Genomic DNA, 25,081 nt, shown 5'->3' with positions numbered 1-25,081 from the left:
ATTATGAGGCCGCTTTATATTTGCTGCTATTTAATTAATATCAAACTTTTGCAACAGTATTTTATAGGTGCTGGTGTAAGTTGATATTTTAACGGCTGGCGTTTATTTAGTTGTTTTCGGTGTTCTTGCATTTCTGAATGTTTGATTGGCAATCAATTGTCTGTTTTATTTTTTGAGACCGAAAATCAATTCGGTTAGTGTTGATTTTATGTGTTGATAAGGTCGTCAATTGTTACTCTACAAGGAAGTGTGTTTATGCAAGAGCGAGATAAAAGTCGTGCGGGCGGTTATGTAAGTTTTATCGATTTGTTCAAGTTGTCTGATCTTGAACAGGCGCTGCACGAACATAAAGGGACCGATGAATATGACGCGGTATTTCGGTATTACTTCGGTTGCATTGGCCAACTCGATTTTCCACGGATGCGGGTGCCGCTTGGATTGCTGCTTCAGGCACTTGGATCTTTTATAGAGCCCACAAAGCGACGCCGGCGTTCCGCGGAAGTGACGGTGCAGGCGGAACCGGGTGAAGGTCAGCCACCAACCCTGACGGACATTCTCAACCGCGTTGAAGATTTTCAGACGCGCTTGTCCAGCAGTGTTGAACAGTTAACGGTCGCCGCCACCGAAGTGCCGAAAAACCTGCACTTTGTATGGCTTGGCGGTGGCGTCGGGGACATCCAGCGCGATTACATCAATGTCTGGAAACAGGCCCTCGCGGGGGAAAGCTATAACCTCAAACTCTGGTACGACAGCGACGCGTTGCTGGCCTACGAAACCAACCGGATCATTGTTGAGGCGGCGAAGGCTGATGCGATGATCAACGGTGGGGCGATTAGCAAAACAGCGTTTGAGCTGGGTGACAAGTACGAAGAGCGAGCCATTGTCCTCAAGCAGCAGATGAGCGCGCATATCACCAACGCGGTAAAACGCGGCGAAAAATCCGACGATGCGCGAATTGATCTTCTGGTCCGCGCTTATGGGCAGAACGAAGCGCACTTGAAAGCCTTGAAGGTAAAAAACAGCGAGAGCCTTTCGGCGCTGGCCGAGGGCAGTCTGGAACTTTGTGATCTGGCGAGCAATGGTACGCCGCTACGCTTGCAGACTATATACGACCGAGAAGTCAGGCTGCGCGGCAACTTTGCCGCCGCCTCCGATGTTGTACGCGTCGAGGCCTTGATGGCTGAAGGAGGAAGTTACGCGGATGTCGATAACCTGCCGCCACTTCTGGAAGTGCTGGGGGAGGTGGACATCAGCCAGTTTGGCGTTGATGCACGCCTGGGCGTGCTGCAATTGTTGCTTGATCACAATCCCGAATGGATGCCGGGCCGTCAGGCGCTTCGCAGCAAGTACACCGACTATTTTGAGGTCATCCCCCAAGAGCATCGTCCGGCCCTGGAACGTTTTGCCAAAAGTCGTCCAGCGTTGAAAAGCGTTTTCCGCCCGCCCGTCGAGCGCCTCGTTCGTCCGGCCGGACTGCGAGCTGTCGCCGAGCAAAGCAGTTTGAGTAATGCCTTCCTGATGGCGCATCCCGACTCGGCAATGCTGAGCGCAGTCATTGAACGTTTCAGGCTCAACTATGAAATTGTCGATGCCACGGCACGGTTGGCCATGCAGAGAAAGGTTGCCTTGATCGACGTTGAGGCCATGATCGATCTTGCGCGGGAGGTCGTCGAGGAAAAATTCGGTCCCTTGCGCGACCTGCCTGAGGAAGAAGACCTGTCGCTCGGTTTTCTGATTGAAGCGGCAGCCACCTATTACAGCGATGGAATTCGCCCCCAGAGCGAAGTGACGATCTACCTGACCGGACCTGCGGCGATGCGTGATGCGATCGCAGCCTACGTCAGAATTCACTTCACCCCTCAGGCAGCTGACGCCTGGCGAGAGGACGTCACTATTGCCCCCATTGCGACCGTCAACCGAGCGACCGAGGAGGAACTTGATCACTCCTGGAAGGAAAACACGAGTGACACCTCCCAATGGCTGGCCAGTGAGCAAAAGCGCTGGCTAGAAGGGACATTCAAAAACCGTTTCATGGGTGACATGACGCAACTGCTGAAGTACCAGAGCATTGATTTCGAGGAAGGCTGGCCGGTCATCGAAGGTCGCCATGTGTTGTCGACCGGTCTGTTGCAGCACTTGGCCGATGAACTCGGTGAGCCGTTTCTGCGAGCGATGAATGAACAGCGCAGCGATACGGTGACGTTTGAAAAGGCCGTGCCGTTGAGCTTTGATGACCGGCAATCGATCCTCGCCCAAGACGCAAAAACGCTGCCTCCTGCTTCGCTGAGCGATACGAGGACGCGGCTTTTATCGGTCGATGAAATCTTGACCGGATTCGCCAGCGGCTCGTTCCTGACGACGCAATTGAGCCCCGCTCAGCGCCTGTTGCTCGGTGCTTTGTTGGGGGCCAAAGCACTGGATAACCGTAGCTTCGAGGCGGTGAGTAGCAATTTGGATAACCTGGCCAACACCCTTCGCGATCTGGGTGTTTCGGGGCGTTACGCGGTCATTGAACGTCAGCTCTTCAAACACAATGCGCCGGCCTTCCTGGCAGGAATGAACAGCGCGCCCGACGAACCGCCAGCATTCTCCGAGCATGCACTGGAACTCAAGGCCAATGCGCTCGCGCAGCCGTTGACGTTGCGTCAATGGGGGCAACACGTCGCCCGCATCCAACAGGTCGCCAAGCTTGAATTCCGTGACCGGGTTGTCGAGCGAGTGAGCATTGTTCTGGACAGCTTCCATGCGGGTACGACAAAACTGGTACCGCAGGATCTGCTTCTGCAGGGGGCTGGCGAGCGGGTGGGTGGCCGCTGTTATCCCCTGACACTGGCAATGGCCGCGGCGTTGGTACACGGCCCTGCCGCCGCCAATACCCTGCGGGAACGCTTCTACCTCGGGGTCATTGACCATGAGGAAAACGACTCTGCGGCCTTTCTGCACGCCGTGGAAGAAATGCGCGGCGTGCAGCTCAACGAAATGGGCACCGCCCTTGCGCGCTCTGATGTAGCGCAGGTGGTGGCGGTACTGGAAGCCAGGACATCCACCAGTACCTTGATGCTCAACTCCAATAACCACTCGATGCTGGTGGCGAAAACTTTTGTCGGCGAGCGCGGCCTCTACCACTTCTATGATCCGAACTTTGGTGTGTTCGAGTTTGAGCAACCGCTGCTTTTTCGCGAGGCGTTGGAGCAGTTCTTCCTGCAACATGAAATGGCCAGGCAGTACGCCGCTTATGGCGAGGCATCCCGGCCAACGTTTGACCTGATCGAACTGGACGGTGCGCGTCTGTCCGCTACGTTGTTGCCATCGGGGATTCGTGTCTCCGAGCTGCTGCAACCCGGCCCCTTGAAGGAACTGTCATTGCCTGTGGTCCGGCAGCGCCTGGCGAGTGCTCACGGCGAGTCGCTGATGAATAATCCGCGGCTGGGCAGCAGTCTGCTGGGGCTCGACAGCTATGGATGGAGCCAGCAGATACGCGAGGCAACCACTGAACTACTGGAAAAAAATCAGCTGGCACATGGTCTTGTCCCGTTGTTCGAGACACTGGAGGTTACCCCGGTCGGCGAGTATCGCTTGAGCCTGATCGATCCCCAGAAGCCTGAGCATCTGGTGCAAGTCATCACCAACGATCAGCGCTTCCTGCGCATCAAAACCTATCTGTCAGAGCAATTCTCTGCGCTGGCCACAAAACCCCGGGCACCGCTCAATGAGTTGGATCCGACAGGTGCCGGCAGCGTTCATACCTTGAACGCGGGTTTCACCATCCAGGCGTTGATGAACGCGTTGCGAAATCAAGAAGGTGCTGGAAAACCATTGACGATGGCCGTTCGGTTGCACGCTTACGTCAACTACGCACAGTTGGTACATGGCAATGTGGTCGATGTAGTAGGGCTGGTCAAACTGGTGCGACAAGCGCTGGCTGAAGAGAAGGTGATCGCGCAAACCTGTGCTCCGGTGGTGACCGAAGCATTGGGGCATGTCGCTAATGAAGGTGTGGGTACTGTTTTAGGTTTAGCTAACACAGGTTTTGATATCTACCAGTTGTCCACGGCTGAAAACGATGTTGAGCGCGCGCAGTACGGTACTCAGCTGGCATTCGATGCTGCCAGCGTGTTACTGGCGGGAGCCGGGATTGGTGCTGGCGTGGTAGGGGCGAGTACAGCGGCCGCAGTACTCGGTGGTGCCGGTGTGATTCTGGGCGGCCTGGCAATCGGTGCGGCAGCACTCGCCCAGGGTTTTGCGGTCATTGCCGAGGAGGTCAAACAGGTCGGGTTGTTTTTTGACGGGCTGGAACGAGCGTATCGCGAAAGCGGTTATAGGTTTGATGAGGCGGCCAGCGCGTGGTTGCCTCATTCGGCAGTGGTTTTCCAGACGCTGGACCTGAAGGCGCGAACCCTGGCATTCGGTAGCCCTGAACTGTTCCCCCTGCGTGATCATTTCGGTGTCCCCGACTTTGACGCGGATTACGAGCGAGCGATTGATATTCGCCGCGAGCTTGGTTTGCCAGGACGTGCCGCGTTTGCACCTGTTGCGGGTCAGACCATCGTGCTGCCTTGCACACCTAAAACGGTTTACGGCTATGAATACAAATGGCTGCCTTTTTCGACGCTGCGCCACGATGTCGGGTTTGATACGGCGCGCCGCCTGGAGAAGAGGAAAGCGGATGGCCAACGTCAGTTTCTGTTTTCGTTCTATTCGTTTCCCGGTGACTACATTGTTTATCGCCTGAACCCGGTCTATCAGCCGACGGTGATCAATGTTCAGCTCGATGCGATCGCGCGCACGCTGGTGGTGCCCGCCCTGCCGAAGTCGTGGCACGACAAGATCACTTATAAAATCGAGGGTGCAGGTGCCAATTGCTCGATCGTGCTCAGTCCCGGGGTGAGGATCGAACTGGAGTCGCCAAGTCAGGAAACCTCGCGTTGGTTGCTGCAAGCCTCATGGGCTAAACAAAGCGATATTCGCGTTGAGTCTTTTGGCGGGCTCTTTATCGGTGCCATCAACGTGGAGATGAGCGGCAAGGGGCACCATGAGGTCCTGATAAAGATCGGCAAGAATCAAGTCTTCAAAGTTGATTTTGCCAAGATGGCATTGATGCTTATAGAGCAAGACGCGACTCCAGGCATGGATGCCGAGGTGTTGCATGATCACTTCAAAATGTTGGCCCGAGCGCATCGCCTGGGCATGCCTTACACGCCGGTTCATCAGTTTCCGGTCCCGTTCGAAAAACCGGATGAACCCAGGTTTACGAGCGCTTGGTACGACTCGGCTGTCGATCGCTTTCTGTACTTTCGCGACGATGAGCTGGGGGAAGCCGATGACGCGTTATTGGGCGCAGTGGTAGACGGTTATGCGTACTTCTATGACCCGCGAAACTACTTTGTCTGGCAAGTTGATGCAGTGACGGGCCTGCTTCATCGGCGTTATCGACTGTTGCTCGCTGAAGCCGCCGACAGTCTCATTACCTACTGCAAAGAGACGGCGCATGGGGTGATCACCCTCGTGCAGAAGGTCACTCGTAAAGATCAGACGGTGGATGAGTTTGTCTACCAGCTGCATCAAGACGGACTGTTCTTGAGTTCGATGACCCGGGACCTGGACCCGGTGTTGGACGCGGTCGTGAGCAAAAGCGAGACACTCAGCGACTGGGCGCAGGTGTTGGGTGAGCATGTTTTGTTTTCGCCTGCGCCGGCCAATGGTGTGGTGACCTCAGTCGACTGGCAGCCTGCGGTGTACGTCTCGATTTGCTGGAAGGTGGATGCGACGCTGCGCGACCTGGCCTGGATTCGCAGCAGTGATCGCCTGATTATTTGCCCAACCGCGTCGCGACACCGGGAACGAGGCTGGCCAGATTCCATCAAGTATCTGCAAGAACTCATACTTGTCCCACCGGCAAACAATGAGGGTGATGCGTTTGTCGTCTACGACAAGGCCGCCAAGCGACTGTCTCGGCAACAACGAATGAATGGGACTTGGTCCGTTGAGCGGATTGAACCCGCAGGGCTGGTGAATGTGGTTGCCATTGAAGAGGAATATCTGGCACTGACCGATAAAGGCCTGTTCTTCAATGTGACCGCCGAAGGTCGCCTGCAATTGGGTGGCCTGACAGATGACTGGCTCAAGGATAGGGCACGATGGTGGTTGGCGCTCGACACAGTAGTTAGCCAATACCCGGTCGCGAGTTTTGCCATTGTGGGGTTGACCCATTTGCACGGTCATCTGCGGTTAAGTGCCTGGTACGTGAACAATCGGTTGCTGTTATCCGACCTGGGGCGTGGCGGGGAAGTGCGCTTGCTGAGCGTTACGCCGGACAACATCGGGGCCTGGTTGCTGGAACTTTCAACCGGTGAAATCTACCGGCAGAGCTTCATCGATCCTGCGCAACTGGACAGTGCGTTTGGCCAGGGCTCGAGCTTGTTGCAGGCCGATGCGATACCGCCACCTGTGCGTGAGTGGGCGCCCTGGCGGTTTGCCGATGTAATAGCAGAAGGCGCAGGACTTCGCGCCACAACGCTTGAGGGCATCAACGTGGAGTTGCGTTATCAGGAATCGGTGTTGATCACTGGGGTCGATAGCCAATGGGTGACTGTTCAGACCGGCCCGTTGCAGGATGGACTCAAGCAATTGGTGGAGAACCACCGGCACGCGGCCTTCCTGTCGATTGAGAAACCCGACAATCTGCAATGGTATGTGTCCCAAACAGGACGATTGATTCGGGTTTCGAAAGCTTCGATAACCGACGACTTCGAACTCCTGGGCACTCAGCAGCAGACCAATGTGTTGCTGCATGAGCGTAAAGACGGGCTGCTGCACACCTACCCGAGCATGGAGCAGGCCGGTCCCGTCCGTTATGTTCAGCGCAATGCCGAAGTGCTGGCGATTGAAGGACAGATGACGGTAAGTGACCTCTTGCCGTTGATTCCCGACGACGTGAATACGTTGGTCCTCGGGCTGGGGCAGGGCGCAGTCACTTACCGCCTGTCGAAGGCTGCCTGGTTCAGGTTGGAGTCGGTCATTGTCGACTGCCGACATTCTTTGGGTCGTTCAGCCTTGATTCCCGGCAAATTGATCTGGGAACTGGACAGACCCGCAAAGCTGTTGCTGAGCAAGGTTGGCGAGCATTTGGTGATGATTGATTCGGACAGTGGGCACAGCCTTATATTTCGTCATGTATTCGCTACGGATCCGGCCTTGCGCGGCGAAGTGTTTCTGGCAATAAGCGGCTATCCGTCGTTTGCGATGTCGAGTCTGGTGAGTGTCCTGATTGCGAGAAATGACACTTTGAATAGTGTGTCGCTTTCTGAACTTTTACCAATCAGCAAAGTTGAAGCAGTAGAAGCTTGAGTTTGATGCCCCATCACCTAATTCGCCTGTTCAATGTCTGACGACATTGCCTGCGTTATGTGAGGTGGCCGGGTTCGGCAAACATTATTGATTCTCGGCTAACTAACAGAGCTTTTTTATGTTGGTTGGCTGAGAGCTGGCAGTGTCCGCATTGTTGCGCGGATGTTTTAACGTACCTGTTTATTAATTTTTTACTTTATTTCAAGGACGAAAGTGTAATGAGTCATACTGAAAAAGTGTCGGAACAACAGAGTGTTTTTTTCTCCGCAGAAGAGTTTTCAGCCGTTAAAGCTTCTTTTTACGAGTTTTCCGGAAAGACCGAATATTTAGCCCTTGAACGGTACTATCATCTTGCGAATGAACGTTCCAAGCCGTCTGAAAATCTGGCACCTGTAAAACTCTTTCAGGGAGCATTCGAGTCGCTGCTTCGTCAAAAAAACACGTCGTCACCCACCCTTCGTCAGGCCCATGTCGGCCTAAAGCAATATGCTGCCAGGCTGTCCAATACGGTCGCCATGCTCTCCAAGGCAGCTGCACCCGTGCCCAGGATCATGCACTTCGTTTGGGTCGGGGGCAGTGAAGTAGGCGCGATTCAGCGTGATTACATGAACATCTGGCGTAAGGTCCTCGCTTCAGAGGGGTATACCTTCAATCTTTGGTACGACAGCGATGCCTTGTTGGCCTTCGAGATGAACCGGGTGATTCTCGACAGCGCCAGAGTGCATGCGATGGAGTCCGGGGGCGACCAGGTGACTGACCCGGTGAAACTCTCAAGGATGATCGAGGACCGCGCTCGTGTATTGAAACGGCAAATGGCGGATTATCTCAGTCAGCCCCAATGGGCCGACAGGGCAGACGAGGCCCGGATCGACCTGATGGTTCGGGCTTATGGCAAGGATCGCGCAGTGCTGGAAGCATTTCGCCGCAAGTGCCTGGACACTCATTTGAAGATGGCGGGCAGGATTTGCTGCTGCGGGACGTTCGTCATGAGTTCGCCGACCATTACTTAAAGGATGTTTATCAGCGTGAAGTCGCCATGCGCGGTAACTTTGCCGCGGCCAGTGATGTCGTGCGCTTGCAGGCCGAGTATCTGGAGGGTGGTCGTTACAGTGATATGGATTACTTGCCACCTTTGGCCGATAAGTTGGGTGGAGTTGATATCAAAGGGTATGACGAGATGGCCCGGCTCGGCATATTGCAGCTGTTGCTCAACCATAACGATGCATTGATGCCCGGTCGAGACGCACAGCATTATCCCGACAGGACCGACAAAATTCCCGCTGGGGATAAAGAGGCACTGCTCAAGTTCGCCCGCAGTAAACCCGCTTTACTTGAAGTTTTTGTTCCGCCCCAGGAGAGGCAGGCCCCCAAAGAGGGTTTGCGCATGGCTATTCAGTTCGATAGGGAAATGAACTCTCATTTTATCGCCCACCCAGCGGGTGGTATGACCGAATCGATCATGCAGATAATTCGGTTCAACTATGACTGTCTTTTTGAGGTTGAGCGCCGATTATTCCAGAGGGGAAAGCAGTGGGGCGATACCGCTGAATTGCTAGATACCATTCAAAACGTTTTAATTGAAAAAGAAGGTACAGGAACGGCACTCACATTCTCACGCAAACAAATTCTATTCAATTTGGGCCAATCCATTTTCGAGTATTACCAGGACGGAATTCGCATCGGTGCACGCGGCACGATCACCCTGACCGGGCCAGGAGCTGCTGTCATCGGACTGGGTGAGTACACCGAAACGCATCTGGCAGTTGAAGAAATCGCTAATGTCCGCGATCAGTTGAAGTTGACCGAGGGCTATAACGTCGCCACTGAAGAAGAAAAAATATCCGGCTGGACCGTTAATGCCGAGCCTCTTGAATGGCTTGCAAAAGAACAGGAAAAATGGAAAAGCGGCAAACTCCAGTCTCGTTACACCGGGAACATCGTAGAACTTCTAAGGGAACAAACCCTGACCTTCAAACAAGGCTGGCCGATCATTGAAGGCAAGCCGGTGTTACAGACCTCCATTCTTCAGCAGCTACTCAATGATTTGGGTGATCCCTTCATCCAGGCAATGAATGACAAGTTGAGTGGCGATGTGACCTTCGACAAACCGTTGTTGATCAGCTTCGACAAGCGCCGGCAAATCCTCGCGCAACCCACCTACGAGCTCCCGGTCTCGATCGGCGCTCAACCCATCGGCAATCTGAATGAGATGTTCACACGCATCGATCATGGCTCGCTTCCTCTGGAGCAAACAAGCCCGTTGCAGCGTGTATTGCTCGGTGGAGTGTTCGGCGCGCAATCGCTGGACGAGGCGGGTTTTGCCAAGACATGGCAAGACGCTCGCGCCCTTGCTGCCAACACGGCTGATCGAGGTCTTTCGGCGCGTTATGAAGCCATTGAACGCGCACTTCTCTCGCAACGCACGGGGGCATTTGAATCCGGTTTTAACCTCCAACCGGCTGCTGAAAACTTCGTGCACAGTGCTCAGGAACTAAAGGTCCGTGCTCTCGCTGAACCGCTGAGTACCCGGCAGTGGGGGGAGCAGGTTGCGCGTATCCAAAAGGTTGCCCATGACGAGTACCGCTCTCAAATTCTCCAGCGAGGTGTCGCCGTTCGGACGCTGTTGTTCAACTCGGGTGCCACGTCTGCCAAGCAGTTGCCCCAAGAGTTGTTGATCCGGGGCGAAGGTGATCCTGGCCGGCGTTGTTATCCGTTGGCGTTGGTGATGGCGGCGGCGTTGAGCAAGGGCGAAGCGGCAGAGCGGACGCTGATCGGCAAAGTGGCTAACGCCAGCCTGGCGCCCGAAGAGCGCGATACTCATGCTCTGTTGCAGATACTGGATGAGCTGCGCGCGTTTCCGATGGCCGATTTTGGTCATAAGGCGGGGAACGCCAGCCTGGAGCAAGCTGTTCAACGGCTAGACGCGAAAGACTCGACCGGTGCGCTGATGCTCAATACCGATAGCCACTCCGTGTTGCTGGTGAAGGGCGGGGTGGCCGGGGAAAGTGTCTACCGTTTTTATGATCCAAACTTTGGTGTGTTTGGATTCGATACGGTGCAGTCCCTTCGACAGGGGCTCGAGCGTTTCTTCGATCTGCCTGGGCTGGCAGCGCTTTATGGTGTGGAAGGCTCGGCGAATGCACGTTTCGATCTCATCGCGCTGGAGGGGGCGCGCATTGCCCAGAAGGCGTTGCTCTCGAACTTGCGCGTTGCCGATTTGTTGTCCAGTGCCCCGGTAATCGGTGGAAAAGAGATCGCAACCTGGCAGCATCACGCTGCGTTGCGTGCCCGGGCGTTGTCCGAGAATGCCCGATTGGGGCGCAGTCTGGCGGAGCTGGATGGCAGAGGCTGGGCGCGGCAGTTCGAGCAAGTGATGACCCGACTGCGCGACAGTCATTCGTTGGGACAGGACTATGTGCCGCTGCTGGAAACCGTCCGGGCTGATTCCTCCAGAGAGTGGAGCGTGTCCCTGATCGATATCAAGGATCCGCAAAAAGTCGTTCGCGTCACCGTTGAAGACTCGCGCCTGTTCAAGATCAAGACGTGGTTGCAGGAGCGATTTATTACGTTGGCAGGCAGCGACACTGAGCATGCTCCGGGCGAGCCGTCGGCAGTCAATACGCTGAATGCCGGGTTTGCGATCCAGGCTCTGTTCAATGGGCTGCACAACCATGAAGACAATGCTCAGCGCACCAGCGTAGCGCCTTTGGCAACGGCGGTGCGTCTGCATGGCTACGTGATTTATGCCCAACTTATTCATGGCAACCTGGCTGATATTGCTGGTGTAGTTCAGTTGGTCAGACAGGCTTTGATGAATGAACGGGTAATCGCTGCAACCACTTCCAGTGTGGTGGGCCGCACGTTCGGACGTGTAGCAGGTGAGGGCGTGGGCAATGTGCTTGCTTTGGTCAACGTCGGATTTGACATCTATGAGCTGGCCAATGCAGACAACTCCGCGCAAAAGGCTCGCGCTGCGACTCAGTTGACCTTTGACCTGGCCGGCCTGTTGTTAAGTGGCGTGGCATTAGCCGTGGGCGGCACCGTCGGTGCGTTCGCTGGGCCACTTGCCATTGTGTTGGCCGGTGTTGGTTATGGCGTGAGTGCGCTCGTAAACAACTACAGCGCGATCCTGGAGAAAGCCCAGCAAGTGGGGCTGTATTTTGATTGGCTGAAAAAGAGTTATGGCCTCGGTGGTCATTCCTTGATCGATGGAATTGTTCATCCGACGTCGGAAGTGGTGATAACGACCCTGGATTTGCGCAACCGCATGATCGAATTCGGCAGTCAGGCCTTGTTTGCGGAGCATCGTAGCGGGCCGGGATTGCCCGATTACTATGGCGATATCTCAAAGGTGATCAACATTCGCGAAGGCTGGGGTTTGCCGGGGCAGGCCTTGATCGCCGGAGGCCCGGGCGATGAGCCCGCTGATGACTACTCAGGAAATCGTACGGTCAGCGGAGCGATTTTACCTTGTACGCCCCTGTGCTACTTCGGCTATGAATACCAGCTCATGCCAGGTGCGGTTAATCGTCACGACAAGGGGTTCGATGTCGTCCGTGAGCTGGAGTTTGATGCCAAGGGCAACCGACAGTTCTACTTCACACCCTGGACCCCTTTTGAGTACATCGTCTACACCCTCAGACCAGTCTACAAACCCACCACTGTCAGGGTCTTGCTCGATAAAGACATTCAGTCCCTTTACGTTCCGCAAATGCCGCTGGAGTGGAGAGGACTGATTACCTATGACATTGAAGGTGTCGGAGGGCAGTGCTCATTGTCGCTGAACCCCGGTGTCGCCGCTGTCCGGTTGGTGACCACATCCGCCGATTCGCCGATGCACTGGGTGCTACGTGCACCGTGGGTGGGCGAGGAGGCTGTAAATATCGACCCTACGGGCCTGCGGGTTGATGGTATCGATGTACAGGTTGCATCAGGGACCCAATTGCATATTCAGCTTGAGGGCGGGCAGATGTTCGCCGTCGACTGGACGCACAAACGACTTGTGCTTGAGGAGCAGGAAATCGAAGACGCTTGCGATTCGCGACTGTTGCAGGAGCATCTGGCAAAACTCGCTCACGAACATCGCTTGGCCAGCCCTTATGTGCCGCTGCACAACTTCAGTGTGCCTTTCGCTGATCCGACGGCTCCGATTCGCACCAATGGTTTCTACGAAGTTGCCAAGGACCGTGTCTTGTATGCCCGCAATCTGCCGGCTGCTGTCTGTGCCGACATTCAGTTGGGCGTTGTGTTGGAAGATGATCTGTACTTCTACCATCGCGAACAGCCGACTATCTGGCGCGTTGACGCCATCACCGGGCAGGTGACCCAACGGTATCGGTTGCTGAACCCTGTCCAGGGTTCAACCATCATCGCCTGTCAGGATGCAGGTGCGGCAATTCGTGTCGTCCAGCAGGTCGCGGATCGGGACGGCACTCTTTATCGCATGGACTATCTGCTGTCCGCCGAAGGTTTACATCTCTGTTCCATCGAAACGACTGTGGACGATGTACATGGGTTTACCGGTGAGGACTTTGTCTGGGGCGGCTGGACGCAGTTCCTCGCGGGATTCGACGTCCACGATTCGTTTGAGGATTCCACGGTTGGTATGGCTGACTCGATTGAGCACTGGGCACCGGCGACGTTTGTCTCGATGCAGGTTCGCTTCAAACATCAGCTGCATACCGCCTGGGTGCGCATCAGCGATAACTGGCTTCTCTGGAACCATGAAGTCCAAACGAATGGTTGGGTGTTGTTGATGCCTTCAGGCACCGATGGCGACAGCGTGCTGTTCTATGATGATGCCCGGCACACCCTGTGGCGCTGGACGCGCCGTACTGGTGACAAGCCGATGTTGGTCGCGGCGCTGAGTGAGCTGAAAAGCATGGTCGCCGTCGCGGGAGGCTACCTGGCCCTCACCCGGGAAGGCTTGCTGTTTGATGTCGGCAACGATGGTGTCATCCGGCTGCAAGGTCTGAACGAGCAGTGGCTCGGCGCTCACCCATCATGGCTGACGGAGTTGCCGGACATCGCCGGGCAGTACTCGGTCGATTATTTGTCGATTGTCGGCCTTTCCAACGCTGAAGGCTTTCCAATGTCCGCCGGGTATCAAGACAAGCAATTGCTGCTTGTTGATCCCGCTCACGGCAAGGATTTGCAACGGCTGGGTTCGACGCCTGACAAACGCGCTGCGTGGTTTTTTGTCCGAGAGGCAGGACGGCTTTATCGTCAGGCCTGCCTTCAAATGGAACAGTTGAAGACAGCATTCGGCGATGGCAAGCGATTGCGGCACAACAACGTGATTCCCGCGATGCAGGCAGTATGGCCACAGTGGTCCTTTGCTGATGTCGTGGTGAGTGGCGCCGGTTTGCAAGGTTGGACCCATGACGGCGTCTGCCTTGAGCTGCTCGACGGCGAGCCGGCCATGATCACTGGCGTGGACAAGCGGTTTCTCCCGCAGCAGCTTACCCGGCAGCAGCAGGAGTCGAAGTTGCGACGCTTGATCGACAATCAGCGGTTTGCGCTCGTCTTGAGGGTTGCCAATGAAGGTGAAAGATTCACCTGGTATGACACCTCGGCTGGCCGACTCTTTACCACCGATGGGCGGTTCGACGGGCGGTGGTCTTCATACATCGGGACTCGGGACCGGCAGACCTTTCTGCTCTACGACCCGATCGACCGCGTGCTACTCAGTAACAAACGTGACGTTTGGTTGATGCCATGCGCTGTACAACGCAATGCAGCAGTGCTGACCCTTGAAACCGACCATCGAATCGACGACTTGTTGCCGCTGATTCCCGATGAAATCACCACGCTGATTCTGGCGAGAGATCGGGGCGTATTGGCATGTCGAGTGTCGGCGCAGGTCTGGGGACGACTCGACTGCATCATTGTCGAGTGCGCGCGCTTGAAAGAGGCGGGCGAGTGGATGACCGGCCTATTGACGTTGGAGACTGGGACCCAGGATATGTGGCAGGTAAACCTGATCGGAGGGCATTTGCTGTTTACCGATCCCGACAGCGGACGCAGCCTGGTCTTTCGTGACGCTCAAGCCATGCACAGTTCGCTTGCTCTGAGTCTTCAAGTCCTGGATGGCACGATCGAGGTGCCCCTCGATGAGTTGGTACAAGCCATGGATGGCGTCGATGCGGAGGGGCTCGCGCTGATGTCGCTCGTCAAGAGGTTGAACGACGTGTAAGCCAGCGCAATGAACTGATCCCTGCGTGTGCAATGCCGCCGGCTTTCGAGCCGGCGGCTCTGTTCATTTGGCGGTCAGGGAACCAGATAGCCTTTCACCCCGGTAAAGATGATCTGCGCTGCCAGTGCGCAGACAAACAACCCCATCAACCGGCTGACAATCTGCAAGCCCTGGTCGCCGAGAATACGCTCGATGTGGTTGGCCAGATAAAGCACGACGCCCACGGTGAAGCTCGCCAGGGCGATACTGAGGATGGCCGTGAGTTTGTCGTCCCAATGCGGTTGGCCTATGCCCATCACCAGCAATGCACCGATGGTGCCGGGGCCGACGGTCAAGGGAATTGTCAGTGGGACGATGGTCACGTCCTGCTGCACGTTATCGGTTTGCACCGCCGACTTGCCTTGGGCCATGCCCAGCGCCGAGATGAATAGCACGCTGCCGGCACCGATGCGGAACGCATCCACAGTGATGCCGAAGACGCTGAAAATCACTCGCCCGAACAGGTACAGCAAGACACTGGAAACCAGCGTGGCGACCGCCACTTTCCAGGCCAGGCGTCGTTGTTCCTTGCGCGAATAGCCGCGAGTCAAGCTGATGAAGCAGGACAACACGAAGAACGGGCTATAGAGCACCAGCATCTTCAGGTAAACGCTGAATAACACTTGAAGCATGGTGCAAGCTCACTGGCTAGGGACGTCGAGAGGGAGTCTATCAGGCGTTGCTGAGTCTGTCGGCTCAGGAAGGTTGCGCCGCTGCCCGGTTCTGCTGATCACGCTGGGCCACCCAATGCTCGATCAGATCACGCAACTGTGACAACTCCACAGGCTTGGCCATATGCCCGTCCATGCCCGCCTGGCGCGCTCGCTCTTTGTGCTCGGCGAGGATGTGCGCGGTCAATGCCACCACCGGTGTACGGGTTCGCTGATTGCCGACTTCCCAGGCACGTAACTGCTGGGTGGCAGAGAAGCCATCGAGGATCGGCATTTCGCAGTCCATCAACACCAGGTCGTAGCGTTGGGCTTTCATCGCCTGCAAGGCTTCTTCGCCATTGCTGGCAGTGTCCGGTTGCAGGTTGAGCTTGCCGAGCATGCCGCGAATCACCTTGGTCGAGATCGTGTTGTCTTCGGCCACCAGGATGCGGAAGTCGCTCGGGACCTTGACTGGAAGCGCCGGGCCGGCAGGCAGATGAGGCGAAACGGCCGGGCCTTTGTTGCGCTGATTCAATTCGTCCGCGAGGGTGGTCTTGAGGGTGTAGCCGGCCACGGGTTTGGCGAGGATGCGTTTGATTCCTGAATTGCGGGCAATGATCTTGCTCGGCGCATTGCTGATGCCCGTCAGCATGATCAGCAGAATATCGTGATTGAGGCTCGGGTCTTCCTTGATCTTGGCCGCCAGTTGCATACCGGTCATGCCGGGCATGTTCTGGTCCAGCAAGACCACATCGAAGTAATCGCGCAAGTGGGCCTTGGTGCGCAATAACGCCAGGGCTTCCTTGCCGGAAGGTACGGCACTGACGTTCAGGCCCCAGGCGCTGCACTGTTGCACCAATACTTTGCGGCAGGTGTCGTTATCATCCACCACCAGTACGCGCGCGCCTTGCAGCGGACCATCGAGGTCGCAGGTCGGGTGCTCCAGTCGGTCAGGGTCCAGTGGCAGCGTCAGCCACAACGTGCTGCCCTGGTTGGCGCCGGTCTTGATGCCGAACTCGCCGTGCATCAGGCGGATCAGCTGACGAGCGATCACCAGCCCCAGGTTGCCGCCCAGACTCGTTGCCGAGAGGAAGTGCTTGCTGTGCAGTTCGGCATGCATCAGGGCGTCGCGCTCTTCGGCCTCCATCGGCACACCGCTGTCTTGCACGGCGATGCGCAGCCGCGGTTTGGCACTGCGTTCGTCGAGGGCGACGACGATCAGAATCTCGCCTTCGTCGGTTTTCTTCAGCGCGTTTTCCAGCAGGCTCAGCAGGGTCTGGCGCAAACGTGTAGGGTCACCGCTGATGACGCGCGGCACTTGCGGCTGGATGAAGCTGATCAGCTCGACATTCTGCTGCTCGGCCTTGGCGCGGAAGATACTCAGGCAGTCTTCGATCAAGGCATTGAGGTCGAACTGCACGTCGTCCAGTTCTATTTGCCCGGACTCGAGCTTGGAGATGTCGAGAATTTCGTTGATCAGTGTCAGCAGTTCGTTGCCGGCGCTGTGGATGGTCTGCACGTAGTCGCGTTGCTTGACCGACAGTGGCGTGCCCAACAGCAACTCGGTCATGCCCAGAACACCATTCATGGGGGTGCGGATTTCATGGCTGATTTTCGCCAGGAATTCGGCCTTGGCGTTGATCTCTGCGTTGCTGGCGGCCAGGTCGCGACTGACACTGAAGCGATCTTCCGTGATGCTGCGCTGGCGTTCGCTCAGGGCGATGCTCATCAGCAGGCCGCTGATGCAGATGAACACCAGCAGCGTGATGATCAGGCCTTGCGGCGCGACCAGCGTCAGTCCCAGCAGTGCGGGCAGCATGATCAGGGCGCCAATGTTGAATACCACCATCGCCGCGACGAAAAACCGCGCCGGGCGATAACCTTTTTGCCAGTGATAGGCGCTGACGAAAAGCATGCTCAGCCCTGCCAGGGCAACCAGGGCGTAGGTAATGATGTTCAGCGGCAATGTGTTGACGAACAACAATAGCAGGCCACAGGCAACGATGAGCAGAATGTCCGCCAGCAGCAGTTTGTTCAGCGGGTGAGGGCCGAGCGGGGCGAAGAAGCGCCTGGCGAGCATCAGGCCGCTCGGCGCCGTCAGCAATAATGCGAGGTAGGCGCCAGGGGTCTGAACAGCGTGCCAGTTCGGCAACCATGGCCCGGCCAGGTTCAGTAGCAACAGCACACTGAGCATCAACAACCCTTCACACCAGGCTAGCCATAGGCTACTGCGCGAACGCGTGTAGGCGTAGCGCACAAAGTTGTGCAGGATCAGCATGCCCAGGCAACCGAACAGCAGGCCGTAAATCAACGTCTGGTTCTGATCGGCCGCGGTGGTGATTGCCGATTGCAGGGTGATGTAAGGCCGCAAACGATGGTCGGAGACCAGTCGCAGGTAGACGTCGAGGGGCTTGTCACTTTGCGGCAGCGGCAACATGAAGTCGCTGCTGGGCAGAGGGCGGTCAGCCTGTGGCTGTCCGGTACCGGTGTTCATATGCTCGATCAGCGTATCGCCGTCGAGTACATACAGATTGAGCGCCGACAGATCGGGTGCGAACACCCGCAGCAATTGTTCGTGCTTGCCGGGGGCCAGCCTGAAACGCAGCCATAACGCGCCATCGGGCTCGGCTGCCGTGAGGCGATCGAGTTCGATGGGGCTGAATTGATTGGTGTAGCGAGCGGAACGGATGTCGTTGAGCTGCAGGTCGCCCTGTTCGTCGAACAATACTGCCCAGCCACTGCCTTGCGCGGCCTGGGCCGGGAGCATGCAGAGCAGGGTCAGCAGAGTGACGGTGAGGCTTATGGCAATCCTGAGCCAGCGCACGGCGAAATCCCTTCGTAGGTTGATGCCAGATTATAACTATGCGCGGTGCCGCAATAGTGCGGCAAGGACCAGCGGCCCTCGCCTCGCCGAATGAATGGCCTTATTCCTGGCTTTCGCCACGTTCACGGGCAATGGCACGGTAGCCAATGTCCTTGCGGTAGAAACAGCCTTCCCAATCAATCTTGTCTGCCAGCTTGTAAGCCTGCTGCTGAGCCGCATCGACACTGGCGCCCATGGCGGTGGCGCAAAGCACACGGCCACCGGCCGTTACCACTTGACCGTCCTTGAGCGCAGTGCCCGCGTGGAAGACTTTGCCTTCCAGTGCGGCGGCTGCATCCAGGCCGTTGATGGCCACGCCTTTGGCGTAGTCACCCGGGTAGCCACCCGCGGCCAGTACGATACCGACGCTCGGTCGTGGATCCCATTGCGCTTCGACCTTGTCCAGCGCCTGAGCCAGAGCGGCTTCAACCAGCAGGACCAGGCTGGACTGCAAACGCAGCATCACCGGTTGGGTCTCAGGATCGCCGAAACGGCAGTTGAACTCGATGACTTTTGGGTTACCAGCCTTGTCGATCATCAGGCCTGCGTACAGGAAGCCAGTGTAGACGTTGCCTTCCTCGGCCATGCCGCGAACGGTCGGCCAGATCACCAGGTCCATGGCTCGCTGATGCACTTCGGCCGTCACGACCGGGGCCGGGGAGTAAGCGCCCATGCCGCCGGTATTCGGGCCGGTGTCGCCGTCGCCGACGCGTTTGTGGTCCTGGCTGGTGGCCATCGGCAGCACGTTCTTGCCGTCGACCATAACAATGAAGCTGGCTTCTTCGCCGTCCAGGAATTCTTCGATGACCACGCGCGAACCGGCATCGCCGAACGCGTTGCCCGCGAGCATGTCGCGCACGGCCTCTTCGGCTTCTGCCAGAGTCATGGCAACAATCACGCCTTTACCGGCGGCCAGGCCATCGGCCTTGATCACGATCGGTGCGCCTTTTTCACGCAGATAAGCCAGGGCTGGCTCGATCTCGGTGAAGTTCTGGTAGTCGGCGGTCGGGATCTTGTGGCGCGCGAGGAAGTCCTTGGTGAAGGCTTTCGAACCTTCCAGCTGGGCCGCGCCAGCGGTCGGACCGAAGCAGTCCAGGCCACGGCTGCGGAACAGATCGACCACGCCTGCCACCAGCGGCACTTCCGGGCCGACGATGGTCAGGGAAACGTTTTTCTCGGCGAAATCTGCAAGCTGCTCAAGAGCCAGTACGTCGATAGCGACGTTCTCGCACTTGGCTTCGATGGCGGTGCCGGCGTTACCGGGTGCCACGAACACTTTCTGTACACGCGGATCCTGAGCCACTTTCCAGGCCAGAGCGTGTTCACGGCCACCGCTGCCAATGATCAAAACGTTCAAAGAGAGACTCCTTCGGAGAAGCTACAAGCTACAAGCTGCAAGTTGAGAGCAATCTCTATCGCTCTGAAGTGCGGCGTGCAGCTCTGAATTAGTGAGGCTGCAAGTGGCAGCAAGAGCGACGCAGGTCGGCTTTTACTTGTCACTTGCAGCTTGAGGCTTGTCGCTGCACTCAGTGCCTGAAATGGCGCATGCCGGTGAATACCATGGCGATGCCGGCTTCGTCAGCGGCAGCAATCACTTCGTTGTCACGCATTGAGCCGCCCGGCTGGATCACCGCAGTGATGCCGACCTTGGCCGCGTTGTCGATGCCGTCGCGGAACGGGAAGAAGGCATCCGATGCCATGACCGCGCCCTGCACCTGCAAACCGGCGTGTTCTGCCTTGATTGCCGCGATACGGGCGGAGTTCACACGGCTCATCTGGCCGGCGCCGACACCGATGGTCTGACGGTTCTTGGCGTAGACGATAGCGTTGGACTTGACGTACTTGGCCACTTTCCAGGCGAAGATCAGGTCGTTGATTTCCTGTTCGGTCGGTGCGCGCTTGGTCACCACTTTCAGGTCATCGGCGCCGATCATGCCGATATCGCGGCTCTGCACCAGCAGGCCACCGTTGACGCGTTTGTAGTCCCATGCAGCGGCGCGATCAGCCGACCATTCGCCGCAGGCCAGCAAGCGCACGTTGGCTTTGGCTGCAACGATGGCGCGGGCTTCTTCGCTGACGCTTGGGGCGATGATCACTTCGACGAACTGACGCTCGACGATGGCCTTGGCGGTTTCAGCATCCAGCTCGCGGTTGAACGCGATGATGCCGCCGAACGCCGATTCGGTATCGGTTGCATACGCCAGTTCGTAGGCCTGGCGGATACCGCCTTCGGCGTCCGGGCTCACGGCCACGCCGCACGGGTTGGCGTGCTTGACGATCACGCAGGCCGGCTTGACGAAGCTCTTCACGCATTCCAGCGCGGCGTCAGTGTCGGCCACGTTGTTGTACGACAGTTCTTTGCCTTGCAGTTGGGTCGCGGTGGCGATGCCGACTTCGGCTGGCTTGGCTTCTACGTAGAACGCCGCGCTCTGGTGCGGGTTCTCGCCGTAGCGCATTTCCTGGGCCTTGACGAACTGGCTGTTGAAGGTGCGCGGGAACTCGCTGCGACCTTCAGTGCTGAGGGTGTCAGCGGCCTGGTTCACGGTGCCCATGTAGTTGGCGATCATGCCGTCGTAGGCGGCGGTGTGTTCGAACGCCTTGAGCATCAGGTCGAAACGCTGAGCGTAGGTCAGGCCGCCGGCCTTGAGGCCTTCGAGAACGCTGGCGTAGTCGCTGGCGTTGACCACGATGGCCACGTCTTTGTGGTTCTTGGCCGCCGAGCGGACCATGGTCGGGCCGCCGATGTCGATGTTCTCGATGGCCGTCGGCAGGTCGCAGCCAGGCTTGTTGATGGTGGCTTCGAACGGGTACAGGTTGACCGCAACCAGATCGATCGGCTTGATGCCGTGCTCGCTCATGATGGCGTCATCGGTACCGCGACGACCGAGGATCCCACCGTGGATTTTCGGGTGCAGGGTTTTCACCCGACCGTCCATCATTTCCGCGAAACCGGTGTAGTCAGCGACTTCCACTGCGGCAACGCCGTTGTCGCGCAACAGCTTGAACGTCCCGCCAGTAGAGAGGATCTCGACGCCCAGGGCTTCTAGCTCCTTGGCGAATTCGAGGATCCCTGTCTTGTCGGAAACGCTGATCAAGGCGCGGCGGATCGGCAGGCGGGTAGTCTGGTCGGTCATCTCAATTTCCATCAAAAGCAAAGGAAGTCAGCAAAAAAGGCGACCGGTTTTACGCGGGCGCCTTTCTGGTTTGATTAAATGCTTACAGCAAATCGTACTGCTTGAGTTTCTTGCGCAGCGTGCCTCGGTTGAGCCCGAGCAGCTCGCTGGCCTTGGTCTGGTTGCCCTTGACGTAGTTCATCACGCACTCGAGCAGGGGAGCCTCGACTTCGGAGAGCACCAGGTTGTACACATCCGTGACGGCAGCGCCCTCAAGGTGGGCGAAATAATTGTGCAGCGCCTTCTCGACACTCCCGCGAAGGGTCTGGCCTTCTTCGCTGGGCGTATTGAGGTGCTGTTTCAAATTTACGTTGTCGCTCACGGGTGCAGTTCCACTCACTAAAGTCTCGGTCATCATCGTCATGCGGCCACCCCTTTTTCGTCCCCTGTCAGGCTCTTGTAACGTTCGGCGAAGAAGCCCTGAACGTTGGCGCATTGTGTTTCCGTATCTTCCAAACGATTGAAGTGGGCGCGAAACTCCCTGGCGCCCGGCAAGGTTGCGAGATACCAGCCCACATGCTTTCGAGCGATACGGACACCCATCACGTCTCCATAGAAAACGTGCAGGGCGGCCAGATGCTCTAGCAGAATGCGTTCCACCTCGATCAGTTCCAGCGCCGGGAGTTTCTCGCCGGTACGCAGGAAGTGCTCGATCTCACGAAAAATCCATGGCCGCCCCTGGGCGGCCCGGCCTACCAACAAACCATCGGCACCGGTCGCGTCGAGCACGTACCGGGCCTTCTCGGGTGAATCGATATCGCCATTGGCGAAGACCGGTATCGACACCGCCTGCTTGATCGCGGCAATGGTGTCGTACTCGGCTTCACCGGTGTACAGATCGGCACGGGTGCGGCCATGGACCGCCAACGCCGTAATGCCTGCCTGTTCGGCGATCTTCGCCACCGTCAAACCATTCTTGTTGTCCCGGTCCCAGCCGGTACGGATCTTCAGCGTCACCGGGACATCAACCGCAGCCACCACGGCCTGCAGGATCTCGGTGACCAATGCTTCATCCTTCAACAGTGCGGAGCCGGCAGCCTTGTTGCAGACCTTCTTCGCCGGACAACCCATGTTGATATCAATAATCTGCGCGCCCAGTTCGACGTTGGCCCGGGCCGCGTCCGCCAGCATTTGCGCATCACCACCGGCGATCTGGACCGAGCGTGGCTCGGGATCACCTTCGTGGATCATGCGCATCCGCGATTTGCGGGTGTTCCACAAACTCATGTCGCTGGTAACCATTTCCGAGACCACCAGTCCCGCGCCCAATCGCTTGCACAGCTGACGAAAGGGTTGGTCGGTGACCCCCGCCATCGGGGCGAGAATCAAGCCGTTTTGCAATGTGTATGGACCGATGCGTACCGCCGACATAGGACTTCCCTGTTGTGGGGCCGGATCATTAGAGTTCGAAAAAGGGTTGGCATGATACCCGCTCTCGATGACTGGATAAAGGCTGAATTGAACAAAATCTGAACAGCTATTCTGTTATTGCCAGCAGTTTGGTGTGGTGACCAAAGTCAAGAATCTGCCGTCAGGCCTGAAACGGTAAAGCGTTTCACTCGGGAGAGTGGAAGCTCAGGCTGTAGTTCACCGCTTTGGCGCCTGGGTCGAGAATATCCAGCGCGATATGGATTGGCGTTTGCGGCGGCATTTCCGCCATGCCTTCGAGGTCGCCATTGAGGTACTCGCCGGGTTTGAAGCGACGGCTGGCGATCAAATGGCCATTAAGGTCGGCAAAGCGCAGTTCCAGCAACGGGAAAGGCTGGGAGAACGGGGCGCGGTTGTAGATGATCGCATCGACCACCAGTGCGCCACTGAATTCCGGGTGGCTGCGGACCACAAGGTTGCTGCTTTTGATTTTGGCAATGTCGACTTTGGACGGCACTGTGCAGCCGATTTTCGGGCACAGTTGCTGGAACCATGGGCGGTACTGGTCCTGCCGAGCCAGTTCGTCGAATTGGTAGGCAATGTATTGGCCCGCGAGCGCGGCGGCGCCGAGCAGTACCAGGAGCAACCAGAACAACCGCCGACCCCAGGGGGATCGACGTTTTTGCCAATCCAGTTGCAGTGGATCGTCGGTCAGGTCTTGCAATACCTCGGCGCGCACGCCCGGCTCACTGCGCTCGCGACGCTTGCGCAACGGTTCGATGGACGGCAGGTTGTCGTCTAGCTCTTCGGTCGCCGTCAGGCGTTCGTGGGGGAGGGGGGCGTCGAGTGGATCGTGCAGGCGCAGATGGGGCACCTGGGGTTCGTCGTCCGGATCAACCGGTTCCAGCGAAAAAGAAGGCTCGGTTCGCGAGTGTTTGTTTGTTTCCGGTTCTGTTTCCTGCTGTTCCGTTTCTGCTGACTGGGCGCGGTCGGCGGCGGACTCGCTAAAGAGGCTGTCGGACCACGGCTCCTCGTCGTTTTCGACAGAGTCGCGGCGAGCACTGAGACCGTCTTCACGGTGCCGGCCAAACTCTGTTGTCGGCTGGATTTCCCGCTGTTCGAGCCGAGCGAGCTCTTCGTCCAGGTCCAGGCTGTCCAGATCCAGTTCGGAGGCCGTCCACTGCTTTTGGCTGATGGCGCGTTGCACCGGCGGTTCAACGATGACCGGGGCGACCGGTTTGACGGCTTCTTTGCCGGCCCGTTGTTCCAGCAATTGTTTGGCGGCGTTGAATACCTGCAAGCAGGAGCCGCAACGAACCACTCCACGGGCCACGCTCAACTGAGCATGGCTGACGCGGAAGCTGGTTTGGCAATGCGGGCACTGGGTGACAAAGCTATCGGTCATGCGGCGATCCGGTTTATGCAGGCGTTCATTCTAGCGCCGACGGCCGGTAATGCGCACCCAGCCATCGCGATTGGCAATCGGGTCCAGATCGAAGTCTTGCGCGTAGGCGGCGGCAACGTCTTCGCCTTGTTCGGCGAGGATGCCGGACAACGCCAGGCGCCCGCCCGTTTTCACCAGGCCGGACAGCTGAGGGGCCAGGGCAACCAATGGCCCGGCAAGGATGTTGGCGACCAGCACATCAGCTTTGACCGGCGGCAGATCTTCCGGCAGATACAAAGGGAAGAGTGCGTCGGCAATGTTGTTGCGCCCGGCGTTATCGCGGGAGGCTTCGAGTGCCTGAACGTCGATGTCGGTGCCGACGGCTTCCTTGGCGCCCAGCAGCAGGGCGGCAATTGCCAGAATGCCCGAGCCGCAGCCGAAATCCAGCACGTTGCAGTCTTTCAGGTCCTGGCCATCGAGCCACTCCAGGCACAGCGCGGTGGTCGGGTGGGTGCCCGTGCCGAACGCCAGGCCCGGGTCCAGCAGCAGGTTCACGGCGTCTGGCTCGGGCGCGGCATGCCAGCTCGGGACGATCCACAGGCGCTGACCGAAACGCATTGGCTGGAAACCGTCCATCCAGCTGCGTTCCCAGTCCTGGTCTTCGATGACTTCGCTGTGATGCTCGGGCAGCGGGCTGCCGGTCAGCAGCTCAAGATGGGCCAATACGCTGGCGGCTTCGGTGCCGCCTTCGAACAGGGCCAGCAGGTGCGTGTGCGACCACAGCGGCGTGGTATTGAGTTCTGGCTCGAAGATCGGCTGATCTTCGGCGTCCATGAAGGTCACCGACACAGCGCCCACTTCAAGGAAAGCGTCTTCGTAGGTTTCGGCTTGTTCTGGGCTGATGGCGAGACGGACTTGCAGCCAAGGCATGGCGGGCACCTTTGAAAAATATTGATTGCAGCCTAGCGGGCTGCGAGAAGCGCGCAAGTTTACGCGAGCGCGCGGCGTTTGTGGGAGTGGGGTGGACAGTCATGTTGCAACACGCACCTGTAGCAGCTGGCG

At 57.6% G+C, this 25,081-nt stretch carries 11 protein-coding genes; 3 read left to right on the top strand and 8 right to left on the bottom strand.

Features of this window, described 5'->3' with window-relative positions:
- The first annotated feature begins 255 nt into the window (after positions 1 to 255).
- The 3 genes from PMI22_RS17550 to PMI22_RS32255 all read left to right on the top strand — a co-directional run bounded on the left by PMI22_RS17550 (position 256) and on the right by PMI22_RS32255 (position 14,542).
- Complete coding sequence (locus PMI22_RS17550) at positions 256 to 7,347, top strand: TcdA/TcdB pore-forming domain-containing protein (RefSeq protein ID WP_007945224.1); 7,092 nt, start codon at positions 256 to 258, stop codon at positions 7,345 to 7,347.
- Between the two features lie 218 nt (positions 7,348 to 7,565).
- Positions 7,566 to 8,357, top strand: coding sequence for a TcdA/TcdB catalytic glycosyltransferase domain-containing protein (locus PMI22_RS32260; RefSeq protein WP_007945223.1), 792 nt, complete (start codon positions 7,566 to 7,568; stop codon positions 8,355 to 8,357).
- A complete protein-coding gene (locus PMI22_RS32255; RefSeq protein WP_007945222.1) occupies positions 8,312 to 14,542 on the top strand; it encodes a TcdA/TcdB pore-forming domain-containing protein in 6,231 nt (2,076 codons plus the stop codon). The genes PMI22_RS32260 and PMI22_RS32255 overlap by 46 nt, the downstream gene beginning before the upstream one ends.
- A gap of 74 nt (positions 14,543 to 14,616) precedes the next feature.
- On the opposite strand, the gene PMI22_RS17560 is transcribed toward PMI22_RS32255, so the two are convergent.
- The 8 genes from PMI22_RS17560 to prmA all read right to left on the bottom strand — a co-directional run bounded on the left by PMI22_RS17560 (position 14,617) and on the right by prmA (position 24,949).
- Entirely contained in the window at positions 14,617 to 15,213 is a 597-nt protein-coding gene (locus PMI22_RS17560) for a MarC family protein (protein WP_007945221.1), read from the bottom strand.
- A 64-nt stretch (positions 15,214 to 15,277) separates the two neighbouring features.
- On the bottom strand, positions 15,278 to 18,055 hold the full coding sequence (locus PMI22_RS17565; RefSeq protein ID WP_007945220.1) for a hybrid sensor histidine kinase/response regulator: 2,778 nt from the start codon (positions 18,053 to 18,055) through the stop codon (positions 15,278 to 15,280).
- Between the two features lie 100 nt (positions 18,056 to 18,155).
- Positions 18,156 to 19,451 (bottom strand): phosphoribosylamine--glycine ligase, encoded by a 1,296-nt coding sequence (purD, locus tag PMI22_RS17570; RefSeq protein ID WP_007945219.1) that lies wholly within the window; start codon positions 19,449 to 19,451, stop codon positions 18,156 to 18,158.
- A gap of 169 nt (positions 19,452 to 19,620) precedes the next feature.
- Entirely contained in the window at positions 19,621 to 21,228 is a 1,608-nt protein-coding gene (purH, locus tag PMI22_RS17575) for a bifunctional phosphoribosylaminoimidazolecarboxamide formyltransferase/IMP cyclohydrolase (protein ID WP_007945217.1), read from the bottom strand.
- Between the two features lie 82 nt (positions 21,229 to 21,310).
- Complete coding sequence (gene fis, locus PMI22_RS17580; RefSeq protein WP_007945216.1) at positions 21,311 to 21,631, bottom strand: DNA-binding transcriptional regulator Fis; 321 nt, start codon at positions 21,629 to 21,631, stop codon at positions 21,311 to 21,313.
- Complete coding sequence (dusB, locus tag PMI22_RS17585; RefSeq protein ID WP_007945215.1) at positions 21,628 to 22,638, bottom strand: tRNA dihydrouridine synthase DusB; 1,011 nt, start codon at positions 22,636 to 22,638, stop codon at positions 21,628 to 21,630. The genes fis and dusB overlap by 4 nt, the downstream gene beginning before the upstream one ends.
- A 184-nt stretch (positions 22,639 to 22,822) precedes the next feature.
- Positions 22,823 to 24,040, bottom strand: a complete 1,218-nt coding sequence (locus PMI22_RS17590) for a DUF3426 domain-containing protein (RefSeq protein WP_007945214.1) — start codon at positions 24,038 to 24,040, stop codon at positions 22,823 to 22,825.
- A 30-nt stretch (positions 24,041 to 24,070) separates the two neighbouring features.
- Positions 24,071 to 24,949, bottom strand: coding sequence for a 50S ribosomal protein L11 methyltransferase (gene prmA / locus PMI22_RS17595; RefSeq protein ID WP_007945213.1), 879 nt, complete (start codon positions 24,947 to 24,949; stop codon positions 24,071 to 24,073).
- Between the last annotated feature and the right edge of the window lie 132 nt (positions 24,950 to 25,081).

This window comes from Pseudomonas sp. GM21 (assembly GCF_000282215.1).
Classification (GTDB): Bacteria; Pseudomonadota; Gammaproteobacteria; order Pseudomonadales; family Pseudomonadaceae; genus Aquipseudomonas.
Note: the sequence above shows the minus strand (reverse complement) of the source record. Positions and strands in the feature narration are given on the sequence as shown.